This window comes from Bacillus sp. DB-2 (assembly GCF_003315125.1).
Lineage (GTDB): Bacteria > Bacillota > Bacilli > Bacillales > Bacillaceae_G > Bacillus_A > Bacillus_A mycoides.
Window position 1 is genome coordinate 16232 of record NZ_QNRN01000019.1, and the last position, 25231, is coordinate 41462.

Consider the following 25231-nt stretch of genomic DNA (forward strand, 5'->3'; position numbering starts at 1 on the left):
TCCAAAATAAAAAGCACCTCTCAAAAATAAGAGAGGTGCCGAATAGACGAAATAGGTTCCTCTCTTATCTTCCAAAACGAAAATCGTTCTGCAGGAATTAGCACCTTAGCTTATATGTTCTAAGCTCGGTTGCCGGGCATCATCGGGCCAGTCCCTCCGCCACTCTTGATAAGAGTATGTGTATGTAGTTTTTAAATATGGTACTAATAGTAAATCTTACAAAAAGAATTGTCAATGTTATTTTCTGAATATATTTTATTTTAAGGTAATAGAAACATTCCCTTTTTTATGTCCGGTCTCTACGTACGTATGAGCCTCTGAAATTTCTTCTAGCGGGTAAGTTTTATCAATAACTGGTTTGAATTTTTCTTCTTCCGTTAGCATTTTTAGTAGAAGCATATCTTCTTTGCTTACTTTTGCCATCGTTCCGTTGACTGACACGTATTTACCGTTAGCTGTTAATGCGCTCTTGTAATGGGGTTTTTTAATTTTTCCAACTGCATCGAATATAATATCGTAGCGTTCATCGCGCTTTGTAAAATCTTCTTTCGTATAATCAATTACGTTATCTGCACCTAAAGATTTCACTAGTTCAAAATTTGAATTGCTACAAACAGCTGTAACAGTCGCACCGAAATATTTAGCAAGTTGCACAGCAGCGGTACCTACTGATCCGGAAGCGCCATATATAAGTACTTGTTCTCCCTTTTTTATGTGCCCTTTTCTCAGAAAATGTAATGCTGAAGTTCCGCCGAAAGGAATAACTGCCGCTTCTTCATACGTCACATTGGTAGGTTTTAATGCTATCAATCCGCTTTCATGTACACATGTGTATTCAGCATAACCACCAACGTTAAGTCCTGTTAATGCAAAGATGTGATCCCCCTTTTTGAATTGAGTTACATCTGTTCCTACTTCCTCAATTTCACCAGATAACTCTACACCGAGTATAGGCTTTCTCGGTTTCCTAAAACCTAATACAATTCGCATAGGAATCCAAAATAAAAGAGGACTAGTGAAGCTTCGCATTCTACAATCTCCAGTAGTTACACTTGTTGCGTGAATCTTAACTAATACTTCATTCTTTTTAGGAGTAGGTTTCTCTACATCTTGAAGTTTGAGAACATTAGGCGGCCCATACTTTGTGCAAATGATTGCTTTCATAATGACCTCCTGAATTTAGTTGTTTTTATTTACATCATATTTAAGTATTTCTTTAAACATGTTGTTATTCGAGAAATAAAGTGAAATAGAAATATTGAAATTTATATAGATTTCAAAGGAAAATAGATGATATCCTTTTGAAAAGGAGGAGAAATTATGAAAAAACATATTTTAACTTCTAGTTTGATCCTTGCAGTTATTTTAGTTGCAGGGTGTAGTAATGAGAAAACAACAAAAACTGATGAACCGAAAAAAGAATCGGTGCAAAAAGAAAAAGAATTAGCAGCGAAGGATGTTTTCAAGAAAACGAATGATGCTTTTAAAAATGAAGAAAATGTAACGATGACATATGATGTAGAGATAAAAGCTGAAGGAACAGAGATGAATATACTAAAGGCTAAAATGCAATTAGAGCCAAAGAAAAAGAATTCTCGTTCTGAAATGAATGTTTCTGGTACAGATGTTGTAGTGTATGCGGTGGATGGTAAAGTCGCTGGTCAGGTGAAAAATCCTAATACCGGAGAAGTTATATCTGTACCGGAGGAGCAATTAAATGCTAGCGGAATGAAAGCAACTCAAGATATTGTAGATAATTTAGAAGTGCCAGCAGTAGTTTTAGATAAAATGAAGATGGAGAAAAGCGGAGACAAGTATAAACTGAAGTTCATATTAAAAGGGCAAGAAACAGAGAGTATGTTAGCTAGCATGGATGAAACGCAGAAGAAAATGCTACAAGCACAAAACGCAAAGATAGAAGAAGTGGATGCAGAATATATCATTACAAAAGATTTTAAATATGAATCAGCGAAGATAGATATGATTATGAGTAGTAATGGTAAGGATAAGGCACACATTATTACGAATGCAAAATATACATCGTACGAAAAGTTTGAGCCAATACAGCTGCCAGCAGCAAAGTAACAGTTTTGATGAGGGAGGGACCTAAAATAAAGGGTCTTTCTCTTTTTTGTTAATACCTTCTTCGTAGGAAAGTAGGTACAATATGAAGAGGAAGAACGTTAGAAGGGGAGAGTGCCATTTGAAAAAAAGAAAGATAGCAGTTGTTATTGTAGCGTATACAGTGTTGCTCGCGACATCTATATATACATACAAAGAGCAACTGGATCATCCTATTATGAGTGATGTAGGAAAGTTGCTTCCAACGAAAATTAAACGTGTTGAAAATGCTGAGGATGAAAGTTCATTAAAAAAGTTAGTGCAAGATGCAAAAGTATCTGGAGAGAAGATTTCTATTGCAGGTATGCAACATAGCCAAGGCGGGCAGACATATTATCCTAACGGTACGATGCTTGATATGAAAGGATATAATGAAATATTAGAATTCGATCCGGAGAAGAAGAGGATTAGGGTGCAAAGTGGTGTCACATGGAATGACATTCAAAAGAAAATCAATCCATATGGTCTTGCAGTTCAAGTGATGCAATCTCAAAATATTTTTACTGTTGGTGGTTCATTAAGTGTAAATGTACATGGGCGTGATATTCGTCATGAAGCATTGATTGATACAGTAGAGTCGTTCAGATTGTTAATGGCAGATGGTACAGTACGTGATGTAAGTAGAGAAGAAAATGCTGACTTGTTTCCGTATGTAATTGGGGGATATGGATTGTTTGGTGTGATTTTAGATGTGACGCTACAGTTAACAAACGATGAATTGTATGAAACGCACACGAAGGTACTAGATTATAAAGAATACTCTTCATACTTTAAGAATAAAGTGCGAAGGGACGAGAATATACGTATGCATTTAGCACGTATTTCTGTTGCTCCAAATTCATTTTTAAAAGAAATGTATGTGACAGATTATGTACTAGCAGAAGATCAGCAGAAGCTGAAAGAGTACAGCAAATTAAAAGAAGAAAATATTATAGCTGCGCCGAAATTCTTACTTGGGTTATCACGTTATAGTGACTGGGGAAAGGGTGCGTTTTGGGATATACAAAGAAGTTATTTTGAACGTACAGATGGTAAGTACGAAACTCGAAATAACGTAATGAGATCTGATAGTGCTTTTATGGAATACGATAATCCAAACTTGACCGAAGTTTTACAAGAGTACTTTGTACCGATAGATGGTTTTGCGGAGTATATAGATGATTTGCGAAGCGATTTAAATGAAGAGGAATTAAACCTTCTTAACATTACAATCCGCTATGTAGAAAAGAATGAGAATGCGGTGCTATCTTATGCGAAAGATGATATGTTTGCGCTTGTGCTTCTAATTAATCAAGGGCGTTCTGAAGATGAAATAAAGAAAACAAAAGTGGTCATTCAAAAGATGATTGATGTTACGTTAAAGCATAATGGAAGTTATTATTTACCGTATTATTCTTATCCGGAAAAGGAGCAACTAAAGAAAGCGTATCCTCGTATAGAAGAATTCCTTCAGAAGAAGAAGGAAGTAGACCCAGAGGAAAGGTTTGTGAATTTATTTTATAAGGAGTATAGCAAATGACATATAGAAGATTTGTAGCCTCACAAAGCATTATTATGATGGCGGGTAGTATGGTATTTCCTTTTTATATACTATTGCTTCGAAATGTAGGAAATAGTTTCTCGCAATTTGGCTGGGCGTACGGCTTATTTGCCTTAACTTCAGCTCTAGTATATCCGTTAGTTGGAAGAATCTCTGATAGGGTAGGTGATAGAAAGTTATTAATTATATACGCATGGTCCATGGCTATATTAATGCTTTTTTTCCCTATTGCAACAGAAGTTTGGCATGTATACATTCTCCAAATTTTAATGGGTATTTTAGGTGCTGTGCAGCGCAATACGGAGAAGACGTCGTTAGCACGAAAGGTAGCGCATAAGGAAGCTGGTTACGAAATTGGAAAATACCATGTATGGACATCAATTGGGGGCGGAGTAGCTATAATTGTAACTGGTTACCTAGTGGATTTCTTTACGATAGGGACTATTTTTTACATTGCTTCAGTTTTATATGTAGTGAGTGGAATTGTATTAAGTAGCAAAAAAATATAATCATACCCATTTTTACCTGATTACCCTTTATTTGTTATACTTATGGAGAAGACAAAAGAAAAGGGGACATTGCCTTTGATGAAATTTATAGTTTTAGCTATTCTCACTTTGTTTTTGATTCCATGGACTAGAAGCGGTAATAAAATTCGCGCGGTGGATAAAGGAGGAAATGAGAAAGTTGTAAAGGGTAAGAAAACATCTATTTTAGTTATTCCTGTTTTATTTTGGATAGGTATTGCAATCTATGAATATTTCTGGCTAATTGATGATCGAGCAGATTCTATTCTTACTCATTATTCTGTTGCAGTAGCGATTTTAATTGGTCTTGTTTTATTCTCACAAGAGCAGGTAGGGAAATTAGAAGGTACGTTAAAAGGACTTCTAATGTTTGTTTTACTCGCAAGTTACGGCTATTTTGGTTATTTGCACGATATAGTAATCTCGCAAAAGAAATATGATTCGGTCGTGAAGGTAGAGAAAGATATTTCAGAGCCATTTACTGAAAATGACCAACCGTTTACAGTTCCGCCTAAAACAGCGGAAAATAAAATGAAAAAGGTATTTGGTGATATTCCGAAAGTAGCTTATTTTGAACTAGGGGAATTAACGCCACAAATGGTAAATGGTGAAGCCTTGTATGTAGCACCGATAGAAGTTTCGGGATTTTTTAAAGCACGTAAAGCGGAAACAATTCCAGGTTACGTAACAATGTCAGGTACAAATCCTGATGCGGAAGCGAAATTACATCTTGGATATAAAATGAAGTATGTACCAAGCATGTTTTTCGGTAATAAATTAGAACGTGTCGTTCGAAAAGCAGAGCCAGATTTAGTTTTTAAAGGGAAACCCAAATTTGAAGTTGATGATAAAGGAAAACCGTATTATACAATGACATACGGTGAGTTTATTTCAGGAAGATCAGGGTTTGAAGTAGAAGGCGTTGTCGTTGTTGATGCACAAACAGGTGATGTGAAACGATATGATAAAGGGAATGCACCTAAATTCATTGATGGTGTATTAAATCATGAAACAGCATCTACGTTAAATACGTACTTCGGAAAATATATTCACGGATTTTGGAATACGAAATTCTCACAAACTGACATGAAGATGCCGACTGAGTGGGGGACGAAGGAGGGCGTTACGCCAATCTTCGGGAAGGATGGTAAATTGTATTACTTTACAGACTTTACCTCTCCGAAAGAAGGAGTAGATTCTGCTCTCGGTTACTCATTAGTTGATGCACGTACAGGAAAGTTGTATTACTATAACGGAAAAGAAGTGAAGGGAATTATGGACGGTTCGGCTGCTACAGAAGTAGTGGATAATTCCTTTAAGAGAGAGAAATGGCATGGAACAATGCCGGTTATTTATAACGTATATGGTAAACCTTCTTGGATTGTACCGGTTATTGATGACGGCGGATTAGTACGTGCTCATACTGTCATATATGCTTCTAATGCAAAAGTGTTTGCAACAGGTTCAACGCAAAAAGAAGCACTTGAGAATTATAAAAATGCGCTGAGCGGAAGTGGTGATTCATTTAGACCGACTTCAAATGGGAAAGAAGCGCAAAAAGAAGGTACTGTACAACGTGTGTATAAAGAAAAATCAGGTGAAAATACGATTGTGTACGTACTATTAGAAAACGAGCAAAAAGTATTCATGGTACCGGCGAAGAAATTCCCATATGCAATGTTTACAGAAGTAGGAGATCCAATTCAAATCACATATTTAGACACAGGGGAAATGATGGCATCTGTATCTAAATTTACAAATAGTAATTTGAAAAAGTAAAGCGATAGAGATTCTATCGCTTTTTTTTACATTATTAAACAGGAAAATACGGTATACTTGACGTATATTTATGTTGTAACTATAATTGTTACGATTGAGTATTTATATGAAAGGGTGAATGGAAAAAGTGAATGGAGTTAATCACGAAGTATATAAACCTGTAAAGACAAACAGGTTATGGATGATTCTTGTATTAGGGACACTTACGGCAATTGGGCCATTATCTATTGATATGTATTTGCCTTCTTTACCAAAGTTAACGGATGATTTACAAACGGGTGCATCCCTCGCACAGCTTACATTAACTGCTTGTCTGCTTGGGCTTTCAGTAGGGCAGTTATTTATTGGTTCAATCAGTGACATTTACGGAAGGCGCAAACCTCTTATTATCGCTCTTATTATTTATGTTGCTTCTTCTTTACTTTGTGCTGTTGCACCATCTATTTGGAGTTTAGTGCTTTTACGTTTCTTACAAGGTGCTTCAGGATCTGCTGGTATTGTTATATCACGTGCAATGGTACGCGATATGTATTCAGGTTCTGAAATGACGAAGTTTTTCTCATTACTTATGTTAGTAAACGGGGCAGCACCTATTTTGGCACCGATTATTGGAGGACAATTATTACAGTTCACATCATGGCGCGGCGTCTTTATCGTGCTTGGAGCAATTAGTGTATTCATGCTAATATCAGCTACTTTCGTATTACGTGAAACATTACCTCCTGAAGAAAGAGAGACAGGTGGATTATCAGGAACGCTGGCAACATACGGAAAGCTTTTGAAAGATCGTTTATTTATGGGATATGCATTGTCGCAAGGGTTAGTAACAGCTGCAATGTTTGCTTATATTTCTGGTTCACCGTTCGTGTTGCAAAATATATACGGGGCATCACCACAACAGTTTAGTTTGTTCTTTGCAATTAACGGTATTGGTATTATTATTGCTAGCCAAGTTACTGGCCGCTTAGCGGGGAAAGTTAATGAGAAAACTTTATTTGTTGCTGGTATTATTATTGCGGCTGTTGGCGGTCTATCATTACTACTTACAATCGCACTTGGAATAGGGCTAATCGGTGTTTTATGCTCGCTATTTCTTGTTGTATCAAGTGTTGGGGTTGTATCAACAACCGGCTTCTCGTTAGCGATGAGAAATCAAAAACAAGCAGCAGGAACAGCATCAGCTTTACTAGGTTTATTACAGTTCATTTCAGGAGCACTTGTTGCACCGCTAGTAGGTATTGGTGGAAGTAATACAGCATTACCGATGGGGGTTGTTATAGCTCTTTGTGAAATTGGTGCTGTATTATGTTATCTATTTATGGCTAGAAGAAGTGAGAAGCAGTTTGAACTGCAACAAAATAAAAAGTTAGAAGCTTAATACAAAAGAGCTGATTCAAACATTTCTTTGAATCAGCTCTTTTTTTCATTTCTTTGAAATAACTCATACATATTATTCATGATCGCATCATATAAGAAAGCAAGTTTATCCCATACCCAGCGGTTACTGTCGACCTCTTTCTCCCCGCAATCAATAATATCAGTATGATCTGTAATTCTATATGCCCTCTCAACGATAATAGGAGCAATCTTCGGTATGCGTGGAATTTCTTTTAAGACATCTGCAAAATTTCCAATGTAGACATGACCGATAATCTCGATTGTTAAAGATTTATCGGATATATTTAGCACAGTATGAAATTGATTTATATGTTGTTTCTTTAAATATTGGGCCAGCTTAAATGGAGCATGCTTCTTCTTTAATACGCGGCGAAGGCTCTCTGTATTTTCAATATGAAGTGACTTTTCGCGAATAAGGACGCGAATATCTTCGCCCATAAAGGGTATTGTATTGTACATTGATGATTCTCCTTACAAACTGAACTACGCTTACTTTATGCATATGTAAGTCTAGCATGGTTTGTTCTCTATGTGTGCTTACAGTTTTGTAAGGTGATGTAGTAAAGTGATGCAAAAGTTATTTGCATAAAGTGACGATACTGTGACAAAAATGTTGGTATGTATATTAAGATATCGTCTTAAGTGTAAAAAGTGGGGCGTTCTCGGTATAATAACAAGTGGAGATAAAAGAAACTATAATTAGTAGTAGCTGTAGATAAAAGGAGAATTCGAGATGAAGAAGGTTTTGGGTATTGCTGTAATGGGAAGTATGATCCTTCTAGCAGGATGTAATGGAAATAAAGATACGAAAGAACCGAAAGAAAAGGTAGAGCAATCGACTGAGCAAACAGAAGAAATGAAAGAATACAGCGCAGTACATGAAAAATATGATGCGAAAATAAATAAAGAAATTAATAAGGCGTTACAGTTATTTGAAGTGGCAAAAGAAAAGGGCGGTAAGGAAATAACGAATGCTACATATAAAGAAGATGTGCAAAAGGTAACAACGAGCATGTTAGAAGATATTGATAATATACGTAAAGAAATTCGTGTTCCAAAGTCGAAAGAGCAAGAACATGAGGTATATGTTGGTTTCTTGAATGAATCGGAACAAGCGATGAAAAAATTACAGAAGTTAGCTAAAGAAGAAGATTCATCATTAATTCGTGATATAGAAGTTAATTTTGCAACAGCATCGACATACTATAAACGTTTTCAAACAGAAGCGAAAAAATAACCTTGCGTGTGCAAGGTTATTTTTTCTTTTTACCATCTCCGTCTTCATCCTCGGATACTAATATCTTCTGTTCTTCGTGAAATTCTGAAATTGTTTGTCCAGTAATATTATCGAATGGAGTGTAAAAAGAAGTGATGCTTTTCTTTTTAATGAAGAGTTTATCCCGCATTAACGGGCAGTAAGACCCCCACCTCAAAGTTCAGTGAAAGCAAAGAAGTTAGGTAGGGGATCAACTGCCCGTAAAAGCCCGATTGGTTCAACTAATAATCAGTGGGGGATGAACAAAACCCCCACTGATTAAAGTTTCACTTTATAGAAGCCGATGATGACAAGTACAAGTATTACGATTGTTAATGGTAATCCTATAGTAGCAAGAAGTAAGGGATCCATCTTATAACGCCTTTAATACAATTTCTTTTTATTATAAGCGAAAGATTGTAATTTCAATAACTGATATAATAGAAAACTGATTTTTCTAAATATATCCAATTTGATTGACTTTTCATTTTTTCAGAATTATAATTCAAAATATACAATTTGAACCAAATAATAATATAGCAATTTACTTATCCAGAGAGGTAGAGGGACTGGCCCTATGACACCTCAGCAGCGGGTTCTGTAACAGGAACACCGTGCTAATTCCAGCAAGCAAGTCTTGAAAGATAAGTGATGGGCCTTCGTTTATTAAGCCTTGATCTTATTTTTTTAGATCAAGGCTTTTTGTGTTTTAAGAAGTAGAGAAGGAGTAATGGCAACAAATATGTCAATAAAACAAAGTAAATTCATTTGTTTAGGGGGTTATTGAAGTGTATGTTATTAAAAAACTATCAGTTATGGTGTTTACACTATGGATTATTACAACAGTAACATTTTTGATTATGCACATTATTCCGGGGGACCCATTTTCATCGGATGCAAAGATCTTTCCGGCGGAAGTTGTGCAGAATATGAGAGCGAAGTATCACCTTGATGAACCATTATGGAATCAATATGTTGCTTATTTAGACGGTGTAGTTCATTTTGATTTTGGTGAATCCGTTCAATCGACGGGGCAAGGCGTATCAGAAATTATAACGACAGGATTTGGTCCATCAGCGATTATTGGTTTACAAGCACTTGTTATTTCATTATTAGTCGGAATTGCAGCAGGTACATTTGCAGCTCTATATCATGGGAAAGTAATTGATTATAGTGTGAGCTTACTTGCGATTCTCGGTATTTCTATTCCAAGTTTTATTTTAGCACCATTGTTTATACAAGTATTTGCTATTCAATTTGAACTCTTACCGGTTGCATCTTGGGGCACATTCGAACATACGGTATTGCCATCCTTTGCATTAGCATTAGGGCCAATCGCGGTTATTACAAGATTTGTTCGCTCTAATATGATTGAAGTTTTGCAGAGTGATTATATTAAATTAGCAAGAGCGAAAGGTATACCAATTAAGAAGATTATTATAAGGCATGCCCTTCGAAATGCGATTGTTCCAGTACTAACGTTTGTTGGGCCGTTAATGGCTGGGCTTTTAACAGGGACGTTCATTATTGAAAAGATTTTTGCAATTCCTGGTCTCGGAAAATATTTTGTAGATAGTATTTTTAACCGGGATTATCCAGTCATTATGGGAACAACAATCTTCTATAGTTCATTATTAATTTCTTGTATTTTTATTACAGATATTATTCACCGTATTGTTGATCCGCGTATTCGTTCTATTACATAAGGAGGGAGGATATTTAAATGGGAGCTTATGAAATTAATAAACAGCTATTAACGAATGAAGAGAAAAAAGAATTAACAATAAATAAAGAGCAGCAAACGATTAGCCGAAAAAAAGAAGTGTTTCGTAAGTTTGTATCAAATCCAATCGCAGTTCTAGGAACGGTGACATTATTACTCATTATTATTTTCTCTCTTATCGGTGAAAGTTTAACTCCTTTTACTGCGAGTGAACAAGTAAAAGAGGCGACAAATTTACCTCCTAGTAGTGAGCATTGGTTTGGAACAGATGATTTAGGTCGGGATATTTGGGCACGTACTTGGGCTGGAGGGAAAATTTCATTAGTAGTTGGATTAGTAGCGGCCGTTCTTGATATAGGACTTGGTGTACTAATTGGGGGCTTTAGTGGATATGTGAGAGGGCGTAATCGCCTTGGAACGTTAATTGATGAGTGGATTGTACGAGGGATTGAAGTACTATACGGTATTCCATATTTATTAATTGTTATTTTACTACTAATCATTATGAAACCAGGGCTTTTTACAATCATTATTGCTCTTGCATTAACAGGGTGGATTGGTATGGCACGTCTCGTTAGGGCGCAAGTCTTATCTTTAAAGCAAAGAGAATTTGTTATTGCGGCAGAACGATTAGGTACATCGCATATGAAGATTATATACGGACATATCATTCCGAATTTAACAGGTATTATTATCGTAAATTTATCATTTACAATTCCAGCAGCTATTTTCTCAGAATCATTTTTAAGCTTTATCGGACTAGGGGTACAATCACCAGCAGCGAGCTGGGGGACGATGACAAATGATGCGCTCGGGACATTATTAAGCGGGGAATGGTGGCAACTTTTCTTCCCATCGCTGATGATTGCGCTCATCATGTTCGCATTTAATGCAATTGGTGACGGTTTGCAAGATGCAATTGATCCAAAAATCGTAAAACGGAATCGAAAGGAGAAAAAACATGGGACAGCTCTTATCTTTAGAAAACGTAACATTGGCCGTTGAAAAAGAGAATAGTAAGCAAGCAATTGTGAAGCATGTTTCCTTTTCTATTAACGAAGGTGAAATCGTTGCACTTGTCGGAGAAAGTGGTTCAGGGAAAAGTGTTACAGCACAATCGATTGTCGGACTAAATCAAGAATCTATTCACATCGATGATGGAAGTATTTCTTTCCAATCTCAAGGATTAACGAATTTACAAGAATCAGAATGGAATCAAATTCGAGGGAAAGACATTTCGTTTATCTTTCAAGATCCTCTGTCCGCTTTAAATCCGACGATGAAAGTAGGAAGGCAAATTACAGAGGTGATTTTGCAACATGAGAAAAAGTCGAAAAGAGAAGCAAAAGAAATTGCAATTAACTTACTAAATGATTTAGGGATACATGAAGCAGAGAAACGCTTTGAACAATACCCGTATCAGTTAAGCGGAGGTATGAGGCAGCGTATTTGTTTAGCAATTGCATTTGCTTGTCACCCGAAGCTCGTTATTGCAGATGAACCTACAACAGCATTAGATGTAACGATTCAAAAGCAAATTATGGAGTTGTTAAAAGAAAGAAAGGAAAAACAAAATACGAGTATTTTATTAATTACACATGATTTGGCACTTGTACGTGAAGTAGCTGACCGAGTAGTAGTTATGTACGGGGGACGTGTTGTTGAAAAAGGAACGATTCAAGAAGTAATTGGCTCACCTAAGCACCCTTACACCAAAAGTTTATTGCAAGCAATTCCGAATATGGATGATTCAGAAAAGGTACTTAGAGCAATTGAGGGAACAACACCTTCAATTGAAACGTTAAATAGTTTTGGATGCCCGTTTGTGAATCGTTGTCCTGTAGCGATAAAAGAATGTATTCATCGCTTCCCAGAGAGAACAACATATTCTGAGGAGCATAGTTCACATTGCTGGCAGCATATTCTGGAGCATAATAAAGCGAAATCAAAAGAGAGGGTGAATGCCTCATGACGACAGATTTAATTACTGTAAAGCAAGTAACGAAAACGTATGGAAGTAAAAAGAAAGAAATCGCAGCGTTAAAAGGTATATCACTTTCTATACCAAAAGGAACAACGCTTGGCATTATTGGAGAAAGTGGTTCTGGAAAGACAACACTTGGTAAGCTCATAGCTGGGATCGAGCGTCCAACGTCTGGTGAAATTGATTATAACGGTCAAGTTGTTCACAAGCTGAAGTCAGCTCATAAGCGGGATTTCTTGCAGAAAGTACAGTTCATTTTTCAAGATTCGACAGCTGCATTAAATCCGCGCTGGAAAGTACGCGATATTGTAACAGAAGGCTATATTTCATTCGGTTTAGGCGATAAAGGATTGAAAGATAAAGTTGCAGGTGATGCACTAGAGCGTGTTGGATTAGATAGACGATATATTGATCGCTATCCACACGAATTTAGCGGAGGACAACGTCAACGTATTGCTATTGCAAGAGCGTTATTATGTGAGCCAGAAGTTTTAATCCTTGATGAACCAATTTCAGCATTAGATGTTTCACTGCAAATCCAAATTGTACATCTACTGCAAAAGATTCAAAAGGAACAAGGCTATACATATTTATTTATCGCACATGATTTACCGATGGTTCACTATTTATGTGAAAAAGTGGCTGTCTTATACAAAGGAGAACTTGTTGAATTTGGATATACGGACGAAGTATTCCGTAATCCACAACATTCTTATACAAAAACATTATTAGCATCAACACCAAAAATTTCAGGTTAAAGGAGAATGTAGGATGAAGAAGTTTTTACTGTTTGTCATTATGACTGTTTTAGCGATCACTTCTGTTGCTTGTGGCAAGAAAGATACTTCAAAAGCAAGTGCTAGTAAAGGAGACCGTTTTGTGACGAATCTTGGTAGTGATCCTTATACGCTAGATTCAGCAATTTCAACGGATAATAACTCTAATTATGTAATTGAGCACTTATTTGCAACTTTGTATAGACAGACAACTGATGGGAAATTTGAAAAGGATTTAGTAGAGGAAGAGGAAGCTGGGGCAGATGGAAAAGAGTACACATTCTATTTGAAAAAAGGATTGAAATGGTCTGATGGTTCCCCGTTAACAGCAAAAGATTTTGAATTCGCTTGGAAGAGAATATTAAATCCTAAAACGGGTTCTATGAATGCAACAGAACTATATTTCATTAAAGGTGGAGAAGCATTTAATACAGGGAAAGGTGCAGAAGATGCAGTAGGAATTCAAGCGGTAGATGATGTAACTCTAAAGCTACAATTTGAACATCCAGTAACATCTATTAAACGAACATTATCTCAGTCGTTATATATTCCACTTAATAAAAAATCTATTGATGAAAAAGGTAAACTAAAAGTAGATCCAAAAGAATTAATTACAAATGGTCCTTTCACATTGAAAGAATGGAAGCATAATCAAGCGATTATTCTAGAAAAAAATAAAGAGTTTCATGATAAAAAAGTAGCATCAAAAGAAATTGAATTCCGTATTATTCCTGAAGGTAAAACAGCGTATCAATTATACAAATCTGGAGAACTAGATTTACTATCTCACATACCAACAGATTTAATTGAAAAGGAACAAAACAATAAAGAGTTTAAAAAAATGCAAGACTACTCAACTCATATTTACTCATTTAATTCAGAAAAGCCACCATTTACAAATGCGAAAATTCGTAAAGCTTTTGCATTGGCTGTAGATCGTAAGTTTATCGTAGAGAAAGTATTAAAGAATAATGCAAAAGAAGCATATGGATTTGTACCAGAAGGAGCAAAAACAGAAAGTGGTCGTGACTTCCGTAAAGAGAAAGGTGACTATTTTAAATATGATCCTGCGGTGGCTAAGACGTTATTAGAAGAAGGAATGAAAGAAGAAGGATGGACTACTCTTCCAGAAGTGACAGTGAAATATTCAGATAAGAAGAAAATAGCTGAAACACTTCAAGAAATGTTTAAGAAAAATCTTGGTGTAGATGTAAAAATAGAAGGTAAAGAGTGGAAAAGTTATATTGATATGTATAAACAAAGTGACTTCCAAATCGCATATATGGGCTGGGGAGGATCTACATTAGATCCAGCTGCTCAATTAGAAATTTATGCAGGGGATGGACCAAATAACTATGCAAAATGGTTTAATAAAGACTTCGATAATTTAATTAATCAAGCAAAATTAGAACAAGACGAAAATAAACGCTTTGACTTATTACATCAAGCAGAAGATATTATGTTTACAGAATACCCTTTAATCCCACTTGTATTCCCAACAGATTCTTATTTACAAAAATCATCTGTATCTGGATTAGAATACTACGTAGGATCTCAACCGAGCTTACGATATGCTAAAAAATAAAATAAAGAAGTAGGCAATCGCCTACTTCTTTATTTTATTTCTCTTTTATATTCTTTTTTCGTTCCATCAGAGAATACAACTTCTAAAGCGAATTTTTGGTAGTCTTTATCAAGTTTGAACACGTTTACTACTTGATCAATTACTTCTTGGTCAGGAGTATCTTTATCAAATTTTAATTCTTGTAGAAGTGGGCTTAATTTTGTAATAGCCTCGTCGCCTGTTAATTTTACATCTGCTTTATGGTCTTCAACTTTTGCTTCCATTTTTTTATCGGCTGCTACATTTTTATAATCAGCTTCGTAGTCTTTCTTTGTATCCTGATAGTCCGCTTTTAAATCGAATTCATTGAAGTTTAGCTTTAAATCAGCAGGAGCTTCTTTTTTTGCCTCTTCTGTAGTCTTTTTATTAGAGGTTGTATCTTCTTTTGCAGGAGCTTTACATCCTGTTAATGCAGGTACTAGCATAAGAGCTAATAAAATTGATAGTAAAATTCTCATTATAAATTCCTCCTTATGTAAATTTGTTCTATACAAGTTTTTCCCAAAATCATGTAATTATGTATGTGTTGAAAATAAATTATTTACTTATAGTTTCAAGGGTTAATCCGCAATTTGAAGAAGTAGAAAAATAAAAAAGTAAGGAGGAAAAGTATGCTCAAATATGTAAAACTAATGAGTATAAGTCTAGTAGTATCTTCATGTATTAGGGGAATCAACTATTTAATTAGTTACCTTTGGTCAGGGCATATACTTTCTTTGAAATGGAAAACATATCTAATGTTTATATTTATTATGAGCTTTACTTCAATGCAAAAGAAGTACAAGAAGATTATTGACAATTATTAAAAAAGTTATATAATCTAAATGTAAGTGATCACTTGCATTGGAGAGAGAGGGTTTTATGGCGCGCTCAAAGACTGCAGAAAAAATCATTCAAGCGGCAATTGAATTAGTGAAAGAAAAAGGGTATACCGCAGCGACAACGAAAGAAATTGCAATGCGTGCAGGTGTTAATGAGGTAACGATATTCCGCAATTTTAAAAGTAAGAAGGGTGTTATTGAAGCGGCGGTTGCTGAATTTTCATATATACCGCATTTAAAACAATTTTTGCAAACAGAAATTGTGTGGGAATTAGAAACTGATTTAAAGAACTTAGCAAGGCATTATCATAAATTTTTAAATAGCATAAAAGATATTATTTCTATTGGTATACGTGAGGCGAGAGAATTTCCGGAATTAGATGAGGAAATCTCTAAAATTCCAAAAGGATTAAAAGAGGAATTAATAATTTATTTTGCCAAGATGCAGGAACAGGGCAAGATTATTCATACAAATATTGAAGCGCAAGTAATGAATTTTATATGGATTAATTTTGGTTACTTTCTATCTAAATTGCGCTTTGAAAACCGAATTATGGAAATTGATGATGAGAAATTTATTGAGAATAATATAGTTTTATATGCTAGGGCTTTAAGACCCTAGTATTTATTTAAAATAAAATGCAAGTAAGTACTTGCTTGCTATATAGGAGAGCGGGAATATGGATACATTAAAACAGTTTTTAAAACGACCAGGTACGTATGTAGGGATGGTAGTAGCGCTATCGTTCCAACTGATTTTCTTTTGTGTTTGGTTAACGGCGTATGATGGAGTGAATGAAAGAGCAGATCAAATGCGTATCGCTATTGTGAATGAGGATGGAAATATAGGCAATAAAATAGCAGAAGGCTTGCAGAGAAATTTACCATTTAAGGTGAAAGCGGAACAGTCTGTGGAAAAAGCAAATAAAGAAATGAATGACCATTTGTACGATATGATTATTGAAATTCCTACTTCTTTTTCAAAAGATATAAATGAAACAGGAAAAGCAAATTTAAACTTCCACATTAATCAAGCGAATGCCATGATGGCAAAGCAAATGATGGAAGGGGCTGCAAAACAAATTCGAGACAACGTAAATAAAGAGATAGCAGGTTATAAGAAACAAGCGATTGTTGGAAAATTACAAGCTGTAGGACCTGAGAATTTAGGAATGATAAAAGGTTTAACCGAAGATTCAATTGGCTTTACAGTTCACAAAGTAAATGATGCAAAAGGATTTTCGGCTAATATGGTACCACTAATGATGGTATTAGCTTCATTTGTAGGAGCAATGATCATGAGTATGGAACTTTCAAAAGTTGCAAAGGAAGTAAAGAACGGTTGGAGTAATTTCGTATCAAGACAAATCATTAACGGTACAGTATCAATTTTACTTGCATGTATTACAATTGGCTTGATGGAAGGATTTCAAATTGAAGTGCATGAAACAGTATGGAGTATATTGATGTTTCAAGCAATAGTCTTCTTCGCATTTCTTTCATTAACACAAATGTTCATAACTGTTTTCGGAAATGCAGGTATGATTTTTAATATTATCTCGCTATCGTTACAACTTGTAAGTTCAGGTGTAATCGTACCACATGCAATGCTTTCTAAAACATATCAAACGATCGGTGAATTATTTCCCGCAACATATGCAGCGAATGGTTATTACACAATAATATTTGGTGGAGTTAATTTAGCGGAAAATATTATTTCATTATTACTTATTATACTAGTTACACAATTGGTAGCGGGAATCACTATAGGTATAAAAGGGATAGTAAAGAGGAGAAGTTCTGTAGTTAAAGAAGCATAAAGTAAAAAAGGTATCCTTCGTGGGATACCTTTTTTACTAGCGTTTATTATTTTGCAACTTCTGTCCACTTGTAGTTAAATTCACCGCCGAAGTCAGTTGTTACAAGTCCTTTAATAAATCCGCGTTGTAGGTAAGAACGACCTTGTTGGTATAAAGGAGCAACAGCACCATCTTGTAATAAGATTTTTTCAGCTTGCTTCATTGCTTCCCAGCGTGCTTTTTCATCGCCAGCTAAATCTGTTTTCACTTTATGAATTAGCTCGTCGTACTCTTTGTTAGAGTATTTATCGAAGTTATAAGCACTATCTGTTGTGAATAGATCTAAGAATGTAATAGGATCCGCGAAGTCAGGACCCCAGCCATCGATTCCGATTTCGTAATCACCACTTAATAGTAGTTTTAACTGTTGTTTACGTGGTTGAGGTTTTAAAGTCACTGTTAATCCATCTAGATTCTTTTCTAGTTCACCTTTTAAATATTCGCCAGTTTTCTTAGCTAAAGCATTATCACTTGTTAATAGTTCAATTGTTACTTTGTCAGTACCAAGTTCTTGTTTCGCTTTTTTCCAGTTTTCTTTTGCAGATTTCACATCATCTTTGACTAGATTTCCATTCTCTTTACGGAAGTCATTACCGTCTGGACTTTTTGCGAATTTCGCAGGAACCATTCCTTCTGCTGGGATTGCACCGTTATTTAAAATTGTTTCTACGTACGCTTTTTTATTCATTGCTTCGTTAATAGCGAGGCGTGCATGTTGATTTTTTAATACTGCATTTTTCTGATTTAGTCGTAAGAATTGGATACCGACTTCAGCGCGTTCCTTGAAGTTGGAGTCGTTCTTATACTTATCAACAAACTCCGCAGTTAAAGCAACGCGATCAATTTGTCCTGAATCATATAAGTTAACTTCTGTAGATTTATCTTTAACGACATTGAAGTTGATTTCTTCTAGTTTTACAGTTTTAGCATCCCAATAGTTAGGGTTCTTCTTCAATTGGAAGCTTTGTTCATGTTTCCAGTTATCTAATGTGAAAGCACCATTGTAAATTAAATGATTTGTTTCTAAACCGTATTTATCGCCTTGAGATTTTAAATAGTCTTCATTAATTGGTAAGAATGTTGAGAATGTCGTTAAGCTTAAGAAGTAGGGAACAGGGCGGTCCAGTTGTACTTCTAAAGTTTTATCGTCAAGAGCTTTAACGCCTAATTGATCGATCGCTGCTTCTTTTTGATTTATTTGTTTCGCATTTTTTATATCAAAGAATAAGAATGCATATTCAGCTGCTGTTTCAGGGTTTACGGCACGTTGCCAAGCGAATACAAAGTCTTTTGCTGTTACAGGAGTACCGTTTGACCATTTTGAATCACGCAGGTGGAATGTATATTTTGTTTTATCGGGACTTACGTCAACCGACTCAGCAACACCAGGAATCGGTTTATTATCTTCTCCCATTGCATATAAACCTTCAAAAACATTTCGCATTACGTTCATGGATTCCCCATCCGTTGCTTTTGCAACATCCATTGTTGGAATTTCTGAAGCAAATGATAAGTTAATCGCTTGTTTATCATTTGCTTTATCGTTCGCTTTTGCTCCGCCTGCATTATCTTTATTTCCCCCGCAAGCAGTTAGTAGTAGACTTGCCCCTAAAACAGATGCAACAACAGGTACAACTTTTTTCTTCATTGTTCTTTCCTCCCTAAATGTGTTGTTCGTAACGCCATAATGTCCATGTCTTGAAGTGTAGCTACAGAAGAGAAAACCTATTATAAATATGTGTATATAGGTAATCAGGTGTTCTATATGTATATACATGTTGAACTATAATCTGACGTTATATGTTTCAACTTTGTAGACATTACATTTTGATGGTTAAATATTTCGTCTCTTTGATTATTTAGAATATTAACACTGGAAAGAACTATATGTCAATAATAAAAAGTGGAGTGTTAATTTCTTGGAATAATATATTGAAAAAGCAGATTTCCTCATATTAGGGAATCCGCTTTTAATATATTTTGCTAAAAAAACAATGGGTGTGGGTGGGAACACAATGATCTAAGTTGCATTTTATCCCGCATTAACGGGCAGTAAGATCCTCACCTCAAAATTCAGTGAAAGCAAAGAAGTAAGGGGGGCAACTGTCCGTAAAAGCCCGATTGGTGAGGGCTGATTAAAATTTCACTCTATTTTTCAATTTTTGCCCACTTGAAGTTTAACTGGCCTGCAAAGTCTACTTGTACAATTCCTTTTACATAAGAACGCTCTAGATAAGATTCTCCTTTTTGGTAAAGAGGAGCGATAACAGAGTCCTTAAATAAGATTTTTTCTGATGCTAGTAACGCTTCCCAGCGAGCTTTTTCATCACCAGCCAAAGTAGTTTTAACTTTTTCAATTGTGTCATCAAACTCTTTATTAGAGTAATGATCTAAATTGTAAGGGTTATTCGTCGTAAATAGTTCAAGGAATGTAATTGGATCAGCAAAGTCAGGGCTCCAACCGTCAATTCCAATCTCGTAGTCACCTTTTAATAAGAGTGAAACTTGTTGTTTACGTGGTTGCGGTTTTATATTTACTGTTAAGCCATCTAAATTCTTTTCTAGTTGCCCTTTTAGGAATTCACCAGTTTTCTTCTCAAGGTCACCATCACTTGTTAATAATTCTAATGTTATCTTTTCAGAACCAAGTTCTTTTTTTGCTTTCTTCCATAATTCTTGTGCAGATGTTGTATCAACTTTTGTTAAATCGCCGTTTGCAGTACGGAAGTCTTTTCCATCAGGCCCTTTTGCAAAGTTTTTCGGCACGAGACTAAAGGTTGGTGTAGAGCCATCATTTAATAACGTATTTACAAAGGATTTTCGATCAATTGTTTGATCGATTGCTTGGCGTGCAGAAACGTTTTGAAGTACTTTGTTTTGTTGATTCATACGTAAAAACTGTACGCCTACGTTCGGGCGTTCTTTAAAGTTAGCATCCTTTTTATATTTATCAACGAAGTCAGATGTTAGTTTTATACGGTCTAATTGTTTAGATTCGAATAAATTTACTTCTGTTGATTTTTCTTTCACAACGTTGAAATTGATTTCTTCGAGTTTGACATTATCTTTATCCCAATAGGTAGGGTTTTTCTTAAATTTAAAGCTTTGTTCATGCTTCCAATCGCTTAGTGTAAAAGCTCCGTTGTATAAGATTTTGTTATCTTCTAAAGCGTACTTATCACCTTGTGCTTTAAAGAATTCCTCGTTGATTGGTAGAAATGTTGGGAACGCCGTTAAGCTAATAAAATACGGAACAGGGCGCTCTAATTCTACTTCAAACGTATGGTCATCAACTGCTTTTATACCAAGTTGATCGGCAGGAAGTTCTTTGTTGTTAATTTTTGTTGCATTTTTAATATCAAAGAATAGAAATGCATATTCAGAGGCTGTTGCTGGATCGACAGCTCTTTGCCAAGCGAAGACAAAATCTTTCGCTGTAACAGGAGTGCCGTTTGACCATTTTGAATCTCGTAAATGGAATGTGTATTTCGTTTTATCGCCATTTATTTCATGAGATTTTGCAACGCCAGGGACAGGCTTGTTACCTTCGCCAAGATTATACAAACCTTCAAATACGTTTCTCATTACTTGACCAGAATCAGTATCTGTAGCACGAGCCGTATCCATTGTTCGTATTTCGGTAGGTGAAGATAAGTTTAAAACCTGTTTGCTAGGTGCCTCGTCTTTTGCATTTGCTCCGCTCGCTTCGTTTTTATAACTACCGCAACCAGTTAATAAAATACTTACTCCTACAACTGATGCAATACCGGGTACAAACTTCTTTTTCATTTGATTTTCCTCCTAAATAATTAAGTTTGGATGATGATGATGAGGGAAATGAAAAATAAAAAATCCCTCTTTTCATATTGAGAAAGAGGGATTTTTACGTACAAGTTATGCACCCGTATATAAACGAAGTCCCTCATTCTATCTTTCAAGCACAAAGCTTGCAGGAAGTGGCACAGTATTCAAAATGAACCTGCTGCCGAGGTTTCAAAGGGCCAGTCCCTCCACCTCTCTTGATACAATGAGTAAACAAATAAATTTTATTAATTTTTGTGTTTCTTTGATAATTCAAAATCTTACACCTTAGATAATGAAGTGTCAATCAAATGGAATATAGTTTAAATTTTCAGTTTTATTAAAAATAAAAAAACCACTGCATATGGCAGTGGTTTCCCTACTAGAAGTTAAAGTTATCAGGATCTGGACCAACGCGATGATTTTCATTTAAAGCTTGAATTGCTTTCATATCATCCGAGCTTAATTCAAAGTCAAAGATGTTTGCATTTTCAATAATGCGGTGTTCTTTAATAGACTTAGGGATTGTTACAACTTCATTTTGTAGATCCCAACGTAAAATAACTTGTGCAGTCGATTTATTATATTTCGTAGCGATTTCTTGTAATGTTGGGTGATTAAGTAGCTGCCCCTGCATTAATGGTGACCAAGCTTCAAGCTGGATGTTATGTTCTTTACAGAAGGCATGTAATTCTTCTTGTGCTAAACGTGGGTGGTATTCCACTTGGTTAACCATTGGTTTAATTTCTGCAATTTCAAATACGTCTTGCAAATGGTGAATATGGAAATTACTCACACCGATAGCACGAACACGACCATCTTTATAAAGCTGCTCTAAAGCTTTCCATGATTCAGTGTATTTTCCTTTTACAGGCCAATGTACTAAATATAGATCTAAATATTCTAGACCTAATTTTTCTAATGTAGTTTCAAATGCTTGTAGTGTTGACTCGTAACCTTGATCACTATTCCACACTTTTGAAGTGATGAATAACTCTTCACGAGGAATACCAGATTCTTGAATTGCCTGTCCAACGCCTTCTTCGTTTTTATATATCGCAGCAGTATCGATACTACGATATCCATTTTTTATAGCTGCTTTTACAGAATCAATTACTTCTGTACCATCTTCAACTTTAAAAACACCCAAGCCGAACCAAGGCATTTTCACGCCGTTATGTAATGTTGTATAGTCGTTTAAACTTGTTAAAGTCATATTAATTCCCCCTAGCTTTTTTATTGGTCGCTTCAACTGCTTGTTGAATGACTTCTGAAAAATTATTTTCATATAGAACTTTTAAGCCTTCAGCCGTTGAACCTCCTGGTGTTGTTACTTGTTCGCGGAGCATAGCTGGATCCTGATTTTGCTGGAGCATAGCGGCAGAGCCAGCAATCATTTGAATGACAAGGTGTTTTGCTGTTTCCTCATCAATACCATAGCTTTTCGTTGCTTCAATTAACCCTTCAGCAAAGTGATAGAGAAAAGCGGGTGCACTACCAGTAACTGCGGTAAGTTGGTGAACTTCCTCTTCGGTACAAAACTGTGAGGTACCGATACCTTTTAAAAGAAGTTGTAACGTTTCTTGATGTGTTTCAGCTACAGAATGTCCCGTCGTATATAAGGAGATAGACTTTCCAATTCCAGCAGCTGTATTTGGCATAATCCAAGCAACAGGTGTCCCTTGGGGAAGTCTTTCTTCTAGATAAGATGGTCCGATTCCGGCAGCAACTGTCACGACAAATTGATTAGTTAGAAGAGGGGATAGATCCGCTAATAGCTGTTCATGTGCGACAGGCGGCATTGCTAAAACGATTGTATCTACAGATTTAATATGCTGTTTCCAATCTGTTGTAATCGATAGATCATATTGAGTTTGTAATTGCGTTAGTTTTTCTATGTTACTTCGGTTGGAAACAATAATTTCTTCGATGTATTCTTTACTTGTTGTAAGTAGTCCAGCAAATATAGCTTCTGCCATACGACCGGCACCAATAAATAAAATTCGATGTTTATTAGGCATATCCTTTATTCCTTTCTGATGAGAATATGTTATAAAAAACGATACCATTTTCAAGAGAATTTTGTAAAAAGAAACGGCTTATCGTAAGTGGAATAGATGAGTGGGGAGTTTTACAGGAGAAAATTTATAGTAAGTATAAGAGTTATTTCTTATACTGTTGATAGGGAGTTTATTACATATCTGGGGAGAGATAAATATGGTTAGAAGTCCACTTTTTTTACTCATTTCTAGTATTATTTGCATATTAGTTGGATTCTATATCCGATCAAGTTATATTGAAATTTTCGCATCGGTTATGGGGATTATTAATGTTTGGTTACTTGCAAGGGAAAAGGTATCAAACTTTTTATTTGGGATGATTACAGTTGCGGTATTTCTGTATATTTTCACTACACAAGGCTTATACGCAATGGCAGTATTAGCAGCCTTCCAATTTATATTTAATGTGTACGGTTGGTATTACTGGATTGCGCGTAGTGGGGAGGAGAAGGTAAAACCGACAGTTCGCTTAGATTTGAAAGGATGGATTATTTATATACTTTTTATTTTAGTTGCTTGGATTGGTTGGGGATATTATCAAGTCCGTTATTTAGAATCGACAAGTCCATATTTAGATGCTTTAAACGCTGTATTAGGATTAGTAGCTCAATTTATGCTGAGTCGAAAAATCTTAGAAAATTGGCATTTATGGATTTTGTATAACATAGTTAGCATTGTGATTTATATTTCAACGGGCTTATACGTCATGTTAGTATTAGCTATTATTAATCTATTTTTATGTATCGATGGCTTGCTAGAATGGAAGAAAAACCATAAAGAGCGAGAACGTGTAAATAATTATATTTAGAAAATAATTGTAATCAAAAAACCCCCTGAAGCATATACGTTTCAGGGGGTTTAAATATAGTATAAATTTATGCTTTTGTCATACCAAGCAATACAGCGCCGCCGATAATTAAAACACTACCTAGAGCAATAAAGATCAATTGACGTTTTGTTTTCTTTTCACCTAAGAAGACAATCGCACCGAATGTTGAGATAACGATTCCAGTTTGAGATAATGGGAAGCTTGTCGCTACTCCGACACGTGGTAATGAAAGAAGTAAGAATAAGTTTCCTGTTCCCCAAAGTAAACCAGATACAGCATTACGAATTGCATATTTGTTAAATGGTTTATGTTTAGACGTCAGTACAACCGCACCAACGAACATACCAACTGCCTGTGGTAAAATAGCAGACCAACCATCAATGTTATACCAACGAATAATAATTACATATACAAGATAACCGAAAGTAGAAACAATTAAAGTAAGAAGTCCCTTTTTCAATTGTCCTGGTGGCTGTGCATTTTCTTTATCATCTAGTGATGTGAATACTACACCAACTACGATTAATAGGATTGCAATCGTTCCCAGAACAATCGTTGTAGTAGTAGTCCACTCACGAAAAGCGATAACTCCAAAGATCGAAGTTGCAACAAGTTGCATACCAGTAGAAATAGTTACAGTAGTTGAAACACCTAGTTTTTCAACTGTTTTTAATTGGTTTACTTGTCCTAAAGCCCAGAATAAACCTGAAATAAAGCCAACAATCAAGACTGTCATTGTTAAAGTTGGTTGAGTAAATACATACATAGTTGTTGCGAAGAATAGAGCACCGATTGTCATACCTACCGTTTGGCTATATGCACCACCGCCCATTTTTACGCTTACTAATAAGATGTTTCCCCATGCGATTGCAGGAAGAAGCGCTAATAAAATGTCCATTACAAGACTCCCTTCGGTTTTCTATACCAATATAATTACATATCGTTCTAACGATCGGTAATGCCCCACTAATAGAGTAGAAGATTACCGATCGCTAAAACAGGATGAAGAATTTACGATATAAATGCGTTTTCATTTCTTCATTTTTTGAAACACTTTCATATAATAACAGGAAATTACCTATTTTAGAAAGTGAATTCAAATAAAATGTATATTTAAATAAGGGGAAAAATTCA

24 protein-coding genes and 3 riboswitches are annotated in these 25231 nt (G+C 35.5%); of the genes, 15 read left to right on the forward strand and 9 right to left on the reverse strand.

Features of this window, described 5'->3' with window-relative positions; genetic code table 11:
* Positions 1 to 61: 61 nt before the first annotated feature.
* A riboswitch (SAM riboswitch) is annotated at positions 62 to 175 on the reverse strand.
* Between the two features lie 80 nt (positions 176 to 255).
* Positions 256 to 1164 (reverse strand): NAD(P)-dependent alcohol dehydrogenase, encoded by a 909-nt coding sequence (locus tag DET63_RS26220; protein WP_113938313.1) that lies wholly within the window; start codon positions 1162 to 1164, stop codon positions 256 to 258.
* A gap of 156 nt (positions 1165 to 1320) precedes the next feature.
* Here DET63_RS26220 and DET63_RS26225 point away from each other — a divergent pair, with 156 nt between their 5' ends.
* The 5 genes from DET63_RS26225 (at position 1321) to DET63_RS26245 (ending at position 7345) form a co-directional block, all read left to right on the forward strand.
* The gene (locus tag DET63_RS26225; protein WP_113938314.1) at positions 1321 to 2085 is read left to right on the forward strand and encodes a hypothetical protein; all 765 of its coding nucleotides are present in this window, start codon (positions 1321 to 1323) and stop codon (positions 2083 to 2085) included.
* A 118-nt stretch (positions 2086 to 2203) separates the two neighbouring features.
* Positions 2204 to 3640 carry an FAD-binding oxidoreductase gene (locus tag DET63_RS26230; RefSeq protein ID WP_113938315.1) on the forward strand — a complete coding sequence of 479 codons (1437 nt, stop codon included), beginning with the start codon at positions 2204 to 2206 and terminating at the stop codon, positions 3638 to 3640.
* Entirely contained in the window at positions 3637 to 4170 is a 534-nt protein-coding gene (locus DET63_RS26235; RefSeq protein WP_113938316.1) for an MFS transporter, read from the forward strand. Before DET63_RS26230 ends, DET63_RS26235 begins: the two co-directional genes overlap by 4 nt.
* A 78-nt stretch (positions 4171 to 4248) precedes the next feature.
* The gene (locus DET63_RS26240) at positions 4249 to 5967 is read left to right on the forward strand and encodes a DUF3981 domain-containing protein (RefSeq protein WP_113938317.1); all 1719 of its coding nucleotides are present in this window, start codon (positions 4249 to 4251) and stop codon (positions 5965 to 5967) included.
* A gap of 118 nt (positions 5968 to 6085) precedes the next feature.
* Positions 6086 to 7345 (forward strand): multidrug effflux MFS transporter, encoded by a 1260-nt coding sequence (locus tag DET63_RS26245; RefSeq protein ID WP_113938318.1) that lies wholly within the window; start codon positions 6086 to 6088, stop codon positions 7343 to 7345.
* Positions 7346 to 7377: 32 nt separating this feature from the next.
* Here the strand turns inward: DET63_RS26245 and DET63_RS26250 are convergent, their stop codons facing one another.
* Positions 7378 to 7824 (reverse strand): hypothetical protein, encoded by a 447-nt coding sequence (locus tag DET63_RS26250; protein WP_002167144.1) that lies wholly within the window; start codon positions 7822 to 7824, stop codon positions 7378 to 7380.
* A gap of 274 nt (positions 7825 to 8098) precedes the next feature.
* On the opposite strand from DET63_RS26250, the gene DET63_RS26255 reads away from it, so the two are divergent.
* Positions 8099 to 8602, forward strand: coding sequence for a hypothetical protein (locus DET63_RS26255; RefSeq protein ID WP_113938319.1), 504 nt, complete (start codon positions 8099 to 8101; stop codon positions 8600 to 8602).
* A 16-nt stretch (positions 8603 to 8618) separates the two neighbouring features.
* Here DET63_RS26255 and DET63_RS26260 read toward each other — a convergent pair whose 3' ends face one another.
* Positions 8619 to 8771 carry a DUF3951 domain-containing protein gene (locus DET63_RS26260; RefSeq protein WP_002009827.1) on the reverse strand — a complete coding sequence of 51 codons (153 nt, stop codon included), beginning with the start codon at positions 8769 to 8771 and terminating at the stop codon, positions 8619 to 8621.
* Positions 8772 to 9165: 394 nt separating this feature from the next.
* Positions 9166 to 9271, forward strand: a riboswitch (SAM riboswitch).
* 137 nt (positions 9272 to 9408) lie between these two features.
* Here DET63_RS26260 and DET63_RS26265 point away from each other — a divergent pair.
* Genes DET63_RS26265 through DET63_RS26285 form a run of 5 tightly spaced genes read left to right on the forward strand, consistent with a single transcriptional unit; the run spans position 9409 to position 14688 of the window.
* Positions 9409 to 10326, forward strand: coding sequence for an ABC transporter permease (locus tag DET63_RS26265; protein WP_113938320.1), 918 nt, complete (start codon positions 9409 to 9411; stop codon positions 10324 to 10326).
* 17 nt (positions 10327 to 10343) lie between these two features.
* Positions 10344 to 11348 (forward strand): ABC transporter permease, encoded by a 1005-nt coding sequence (locus tag DET63_RS26270; protein WP_060749769.1) that lies wholly within the window; start codon positions 10344 to 10346, stop codon positions 11346 to 11348.
* Positions 11305 to 12315 (forward strand): ABC transporter ATP-binding protein, encoded by a 1011-nt coding sequence (locus DET63_RS26275; protein ID WP_113938321.1) that lies wholly within the window; start codon positions 11305 to 11307, stop codon positions 12313 to 12315. The genes DET63_RS26270 and DET63_RS26275 overlap by 44 nt, the downstream gene beginning before the upstream one ends.
* Positions 12312 to 13085, forward strand: coding sequence for an ABC transporter ATP-binding protein (locus DET63_RS26280; protein WP_113938322.1), 774 nt, complete (start codon positions 12312 to 12314; stop codon positions 13083 to 13085). Before DET63_RS26275 ends, DET63_RS26280 begins: the two co-directional genes overlap by 4 nt.
* Positions 13086 to 13098: 13 nt before the next feature.
* Entirely contained in the window at positions 13099 to 14688 is a 1590-nt protein-coding gene (locus DET63_RS26285) for a peptide ABC transporter substrate-binding protein (RefSeq protein ID WP_113938323.1), read from the forward strand.
* Between the two features lie 29 nt (positions 14689 to 14717).
* Here DET63_RS26285 and DET63_RS26290 read toward each other — a convergent pair whose 3' ends face one another.
* Positions 14718 to 15185: a YusW family protein gene (locus DET63_RS26290; RefSeq protein WP_113938324.1), complete on the reverse strand. Its 468-nt coding sequence runs from the start codon at positions 15183 to 15185 to the stop codon at positions 14718 to 14720.
* A gap of 153 nt (positions 15186 to 15338) precedes the next feature.
* On the opposite strand from DET63_RS26290, the gene DET63_RS26295 reads away from it, so the two are divergent.
* Genes DET63_RS26295 through DET63_RS26305 form a run of 3 tightly spaced genes read left to right on the forward strand, consistent with a single transcriptional unit; the run spans position 15339 to position 17368 of the window.
* Positions 15339 to 15533: a hypothetical protein gene (locus DET63_RS26295; protein WP_113938325.1), complete on the forward strand. Its 195-nt coding sequence runs from the start codon at positions 15339 to 15341 to the stop codon at positions 15531 to 15533.
* Between the two features lie 55 nt (positions 15534 to 15588).
* Positions 15589 to 16170 (forward strand): TetR/AcrR family transcriptional regulator, encoded by a 582-nt coding sequence (locus tag DET63_RS26300; protein WP_113938326.1) that lies wholly within the window; start codon positions 15589 to 15591, stop codon positions 16168 to 16170.
* A 58-nt stretch (positions 16171 to 16228) separates the two neighbouring features.
* Positions 16229 to 17368, forward strand: a complete 1140-nt coding sequence (locus tag DET63_RS26305; RefSeq protein WP_113938327.1) for a YhgE/Pip domain-containing protein — start codon at positions 16229 to 16231, stop codon at positions 17366 to 17368.
* 46 nt (positions 17369 to 17414) lie between these two features.
* Here DET63_RS26305 and DET63_RS26310 read toward each other — a convergent pair whose 3' ends face one another.
* The 4 genes from DET63_RS26310 to proC form a co-directional block, all read right to left on the reverse strand.
* Complete coding sequence (locus tag DET63_RS26310) at positions 17415 to 19055, reverse strand: peptide ABC transporter substrate-binding protein (RefSeq protein ID WP_113938328.1); 1641 nt, start codon at positions 19053 to 19055, stop codon at positions 17415 to 17417.
* 500 nt (positions 19056 to 19555) lie between these two features.
* A complete protein-coding gene (locus DET63_RS26315; protein ID WP_113938329.1) occupies positions 19556 to 21196 on the reverse strand; it encodes a peptide ABC transporter substrate-binding protein in 1641 nt (546 codons plus the stop codon).
* Positions 21197 to 21331: 135 nt separating this feature from the next.
* Positions 21332 to 21436, reverse strand: a riboswitch (SAM riboswitch).
* 154 nt (positions 21437 to 21590) lie between these two features.
* Entirely contained in the window at positions 21591 to 22424 is an 834-nt protein-coding gene (locus tag DET63_RS26320) for an aldo/keto reductase (protein ID WP_002063472.1), read from the reverse strand.
* Between the two features lies 1 nt (position 22425).
* Positions 22426 to 23229 carry a pyrroline-5-carboxylate reductase gene (gene proC / locus DET63_RS26325; protein ID WP_113938330.1) on the reverse strand — a complete coding sequence of 268 codons (804 nt, stop codon included), beginning with the start codon at positions 23227 to 23229 and terminating at the stop codon, positions 22426 to 22428.
* A 196-nt stretch (positions 23230 to 23425) separates the two neighbouring features.
* Here proC and pnuC point away from each other — a divergent pair, with 196 nt between their 5' ends.
* Positions 23426 to 24076 carry a nicotinamide riboside transporter PnuC gene (pnuC, locus tag DET63_RS26330; protein WP_002091429.1) on the forward strand — a complete coding sequence of 217 codons (651 nt, stop codon included), beginning with the start codon at positions 23426 to 23428 and terminating at the stop codon, positions 24074 to 24076.
* A 67-nt stretch (positions 24077 to 24143) separates the two neighbouring features.
* Here the strand turns inward: pnuC and DET63_RS26335 are convergent, their stop codons facing one another.
* Positions 24144 to 24995: a GRP family sugar transporter gene (locus tag DET63_RS26335; RefSeq protein WP_002009926.1), complete on the reverse strand. Its 852-nt coding sequence runs from the start codon at positions 24993 to 24995 to the stop codon at positions 24144 to 24146.
* Between the last annotated feature and the right edge of the window lie 236 nt (positions 24996 to 25231).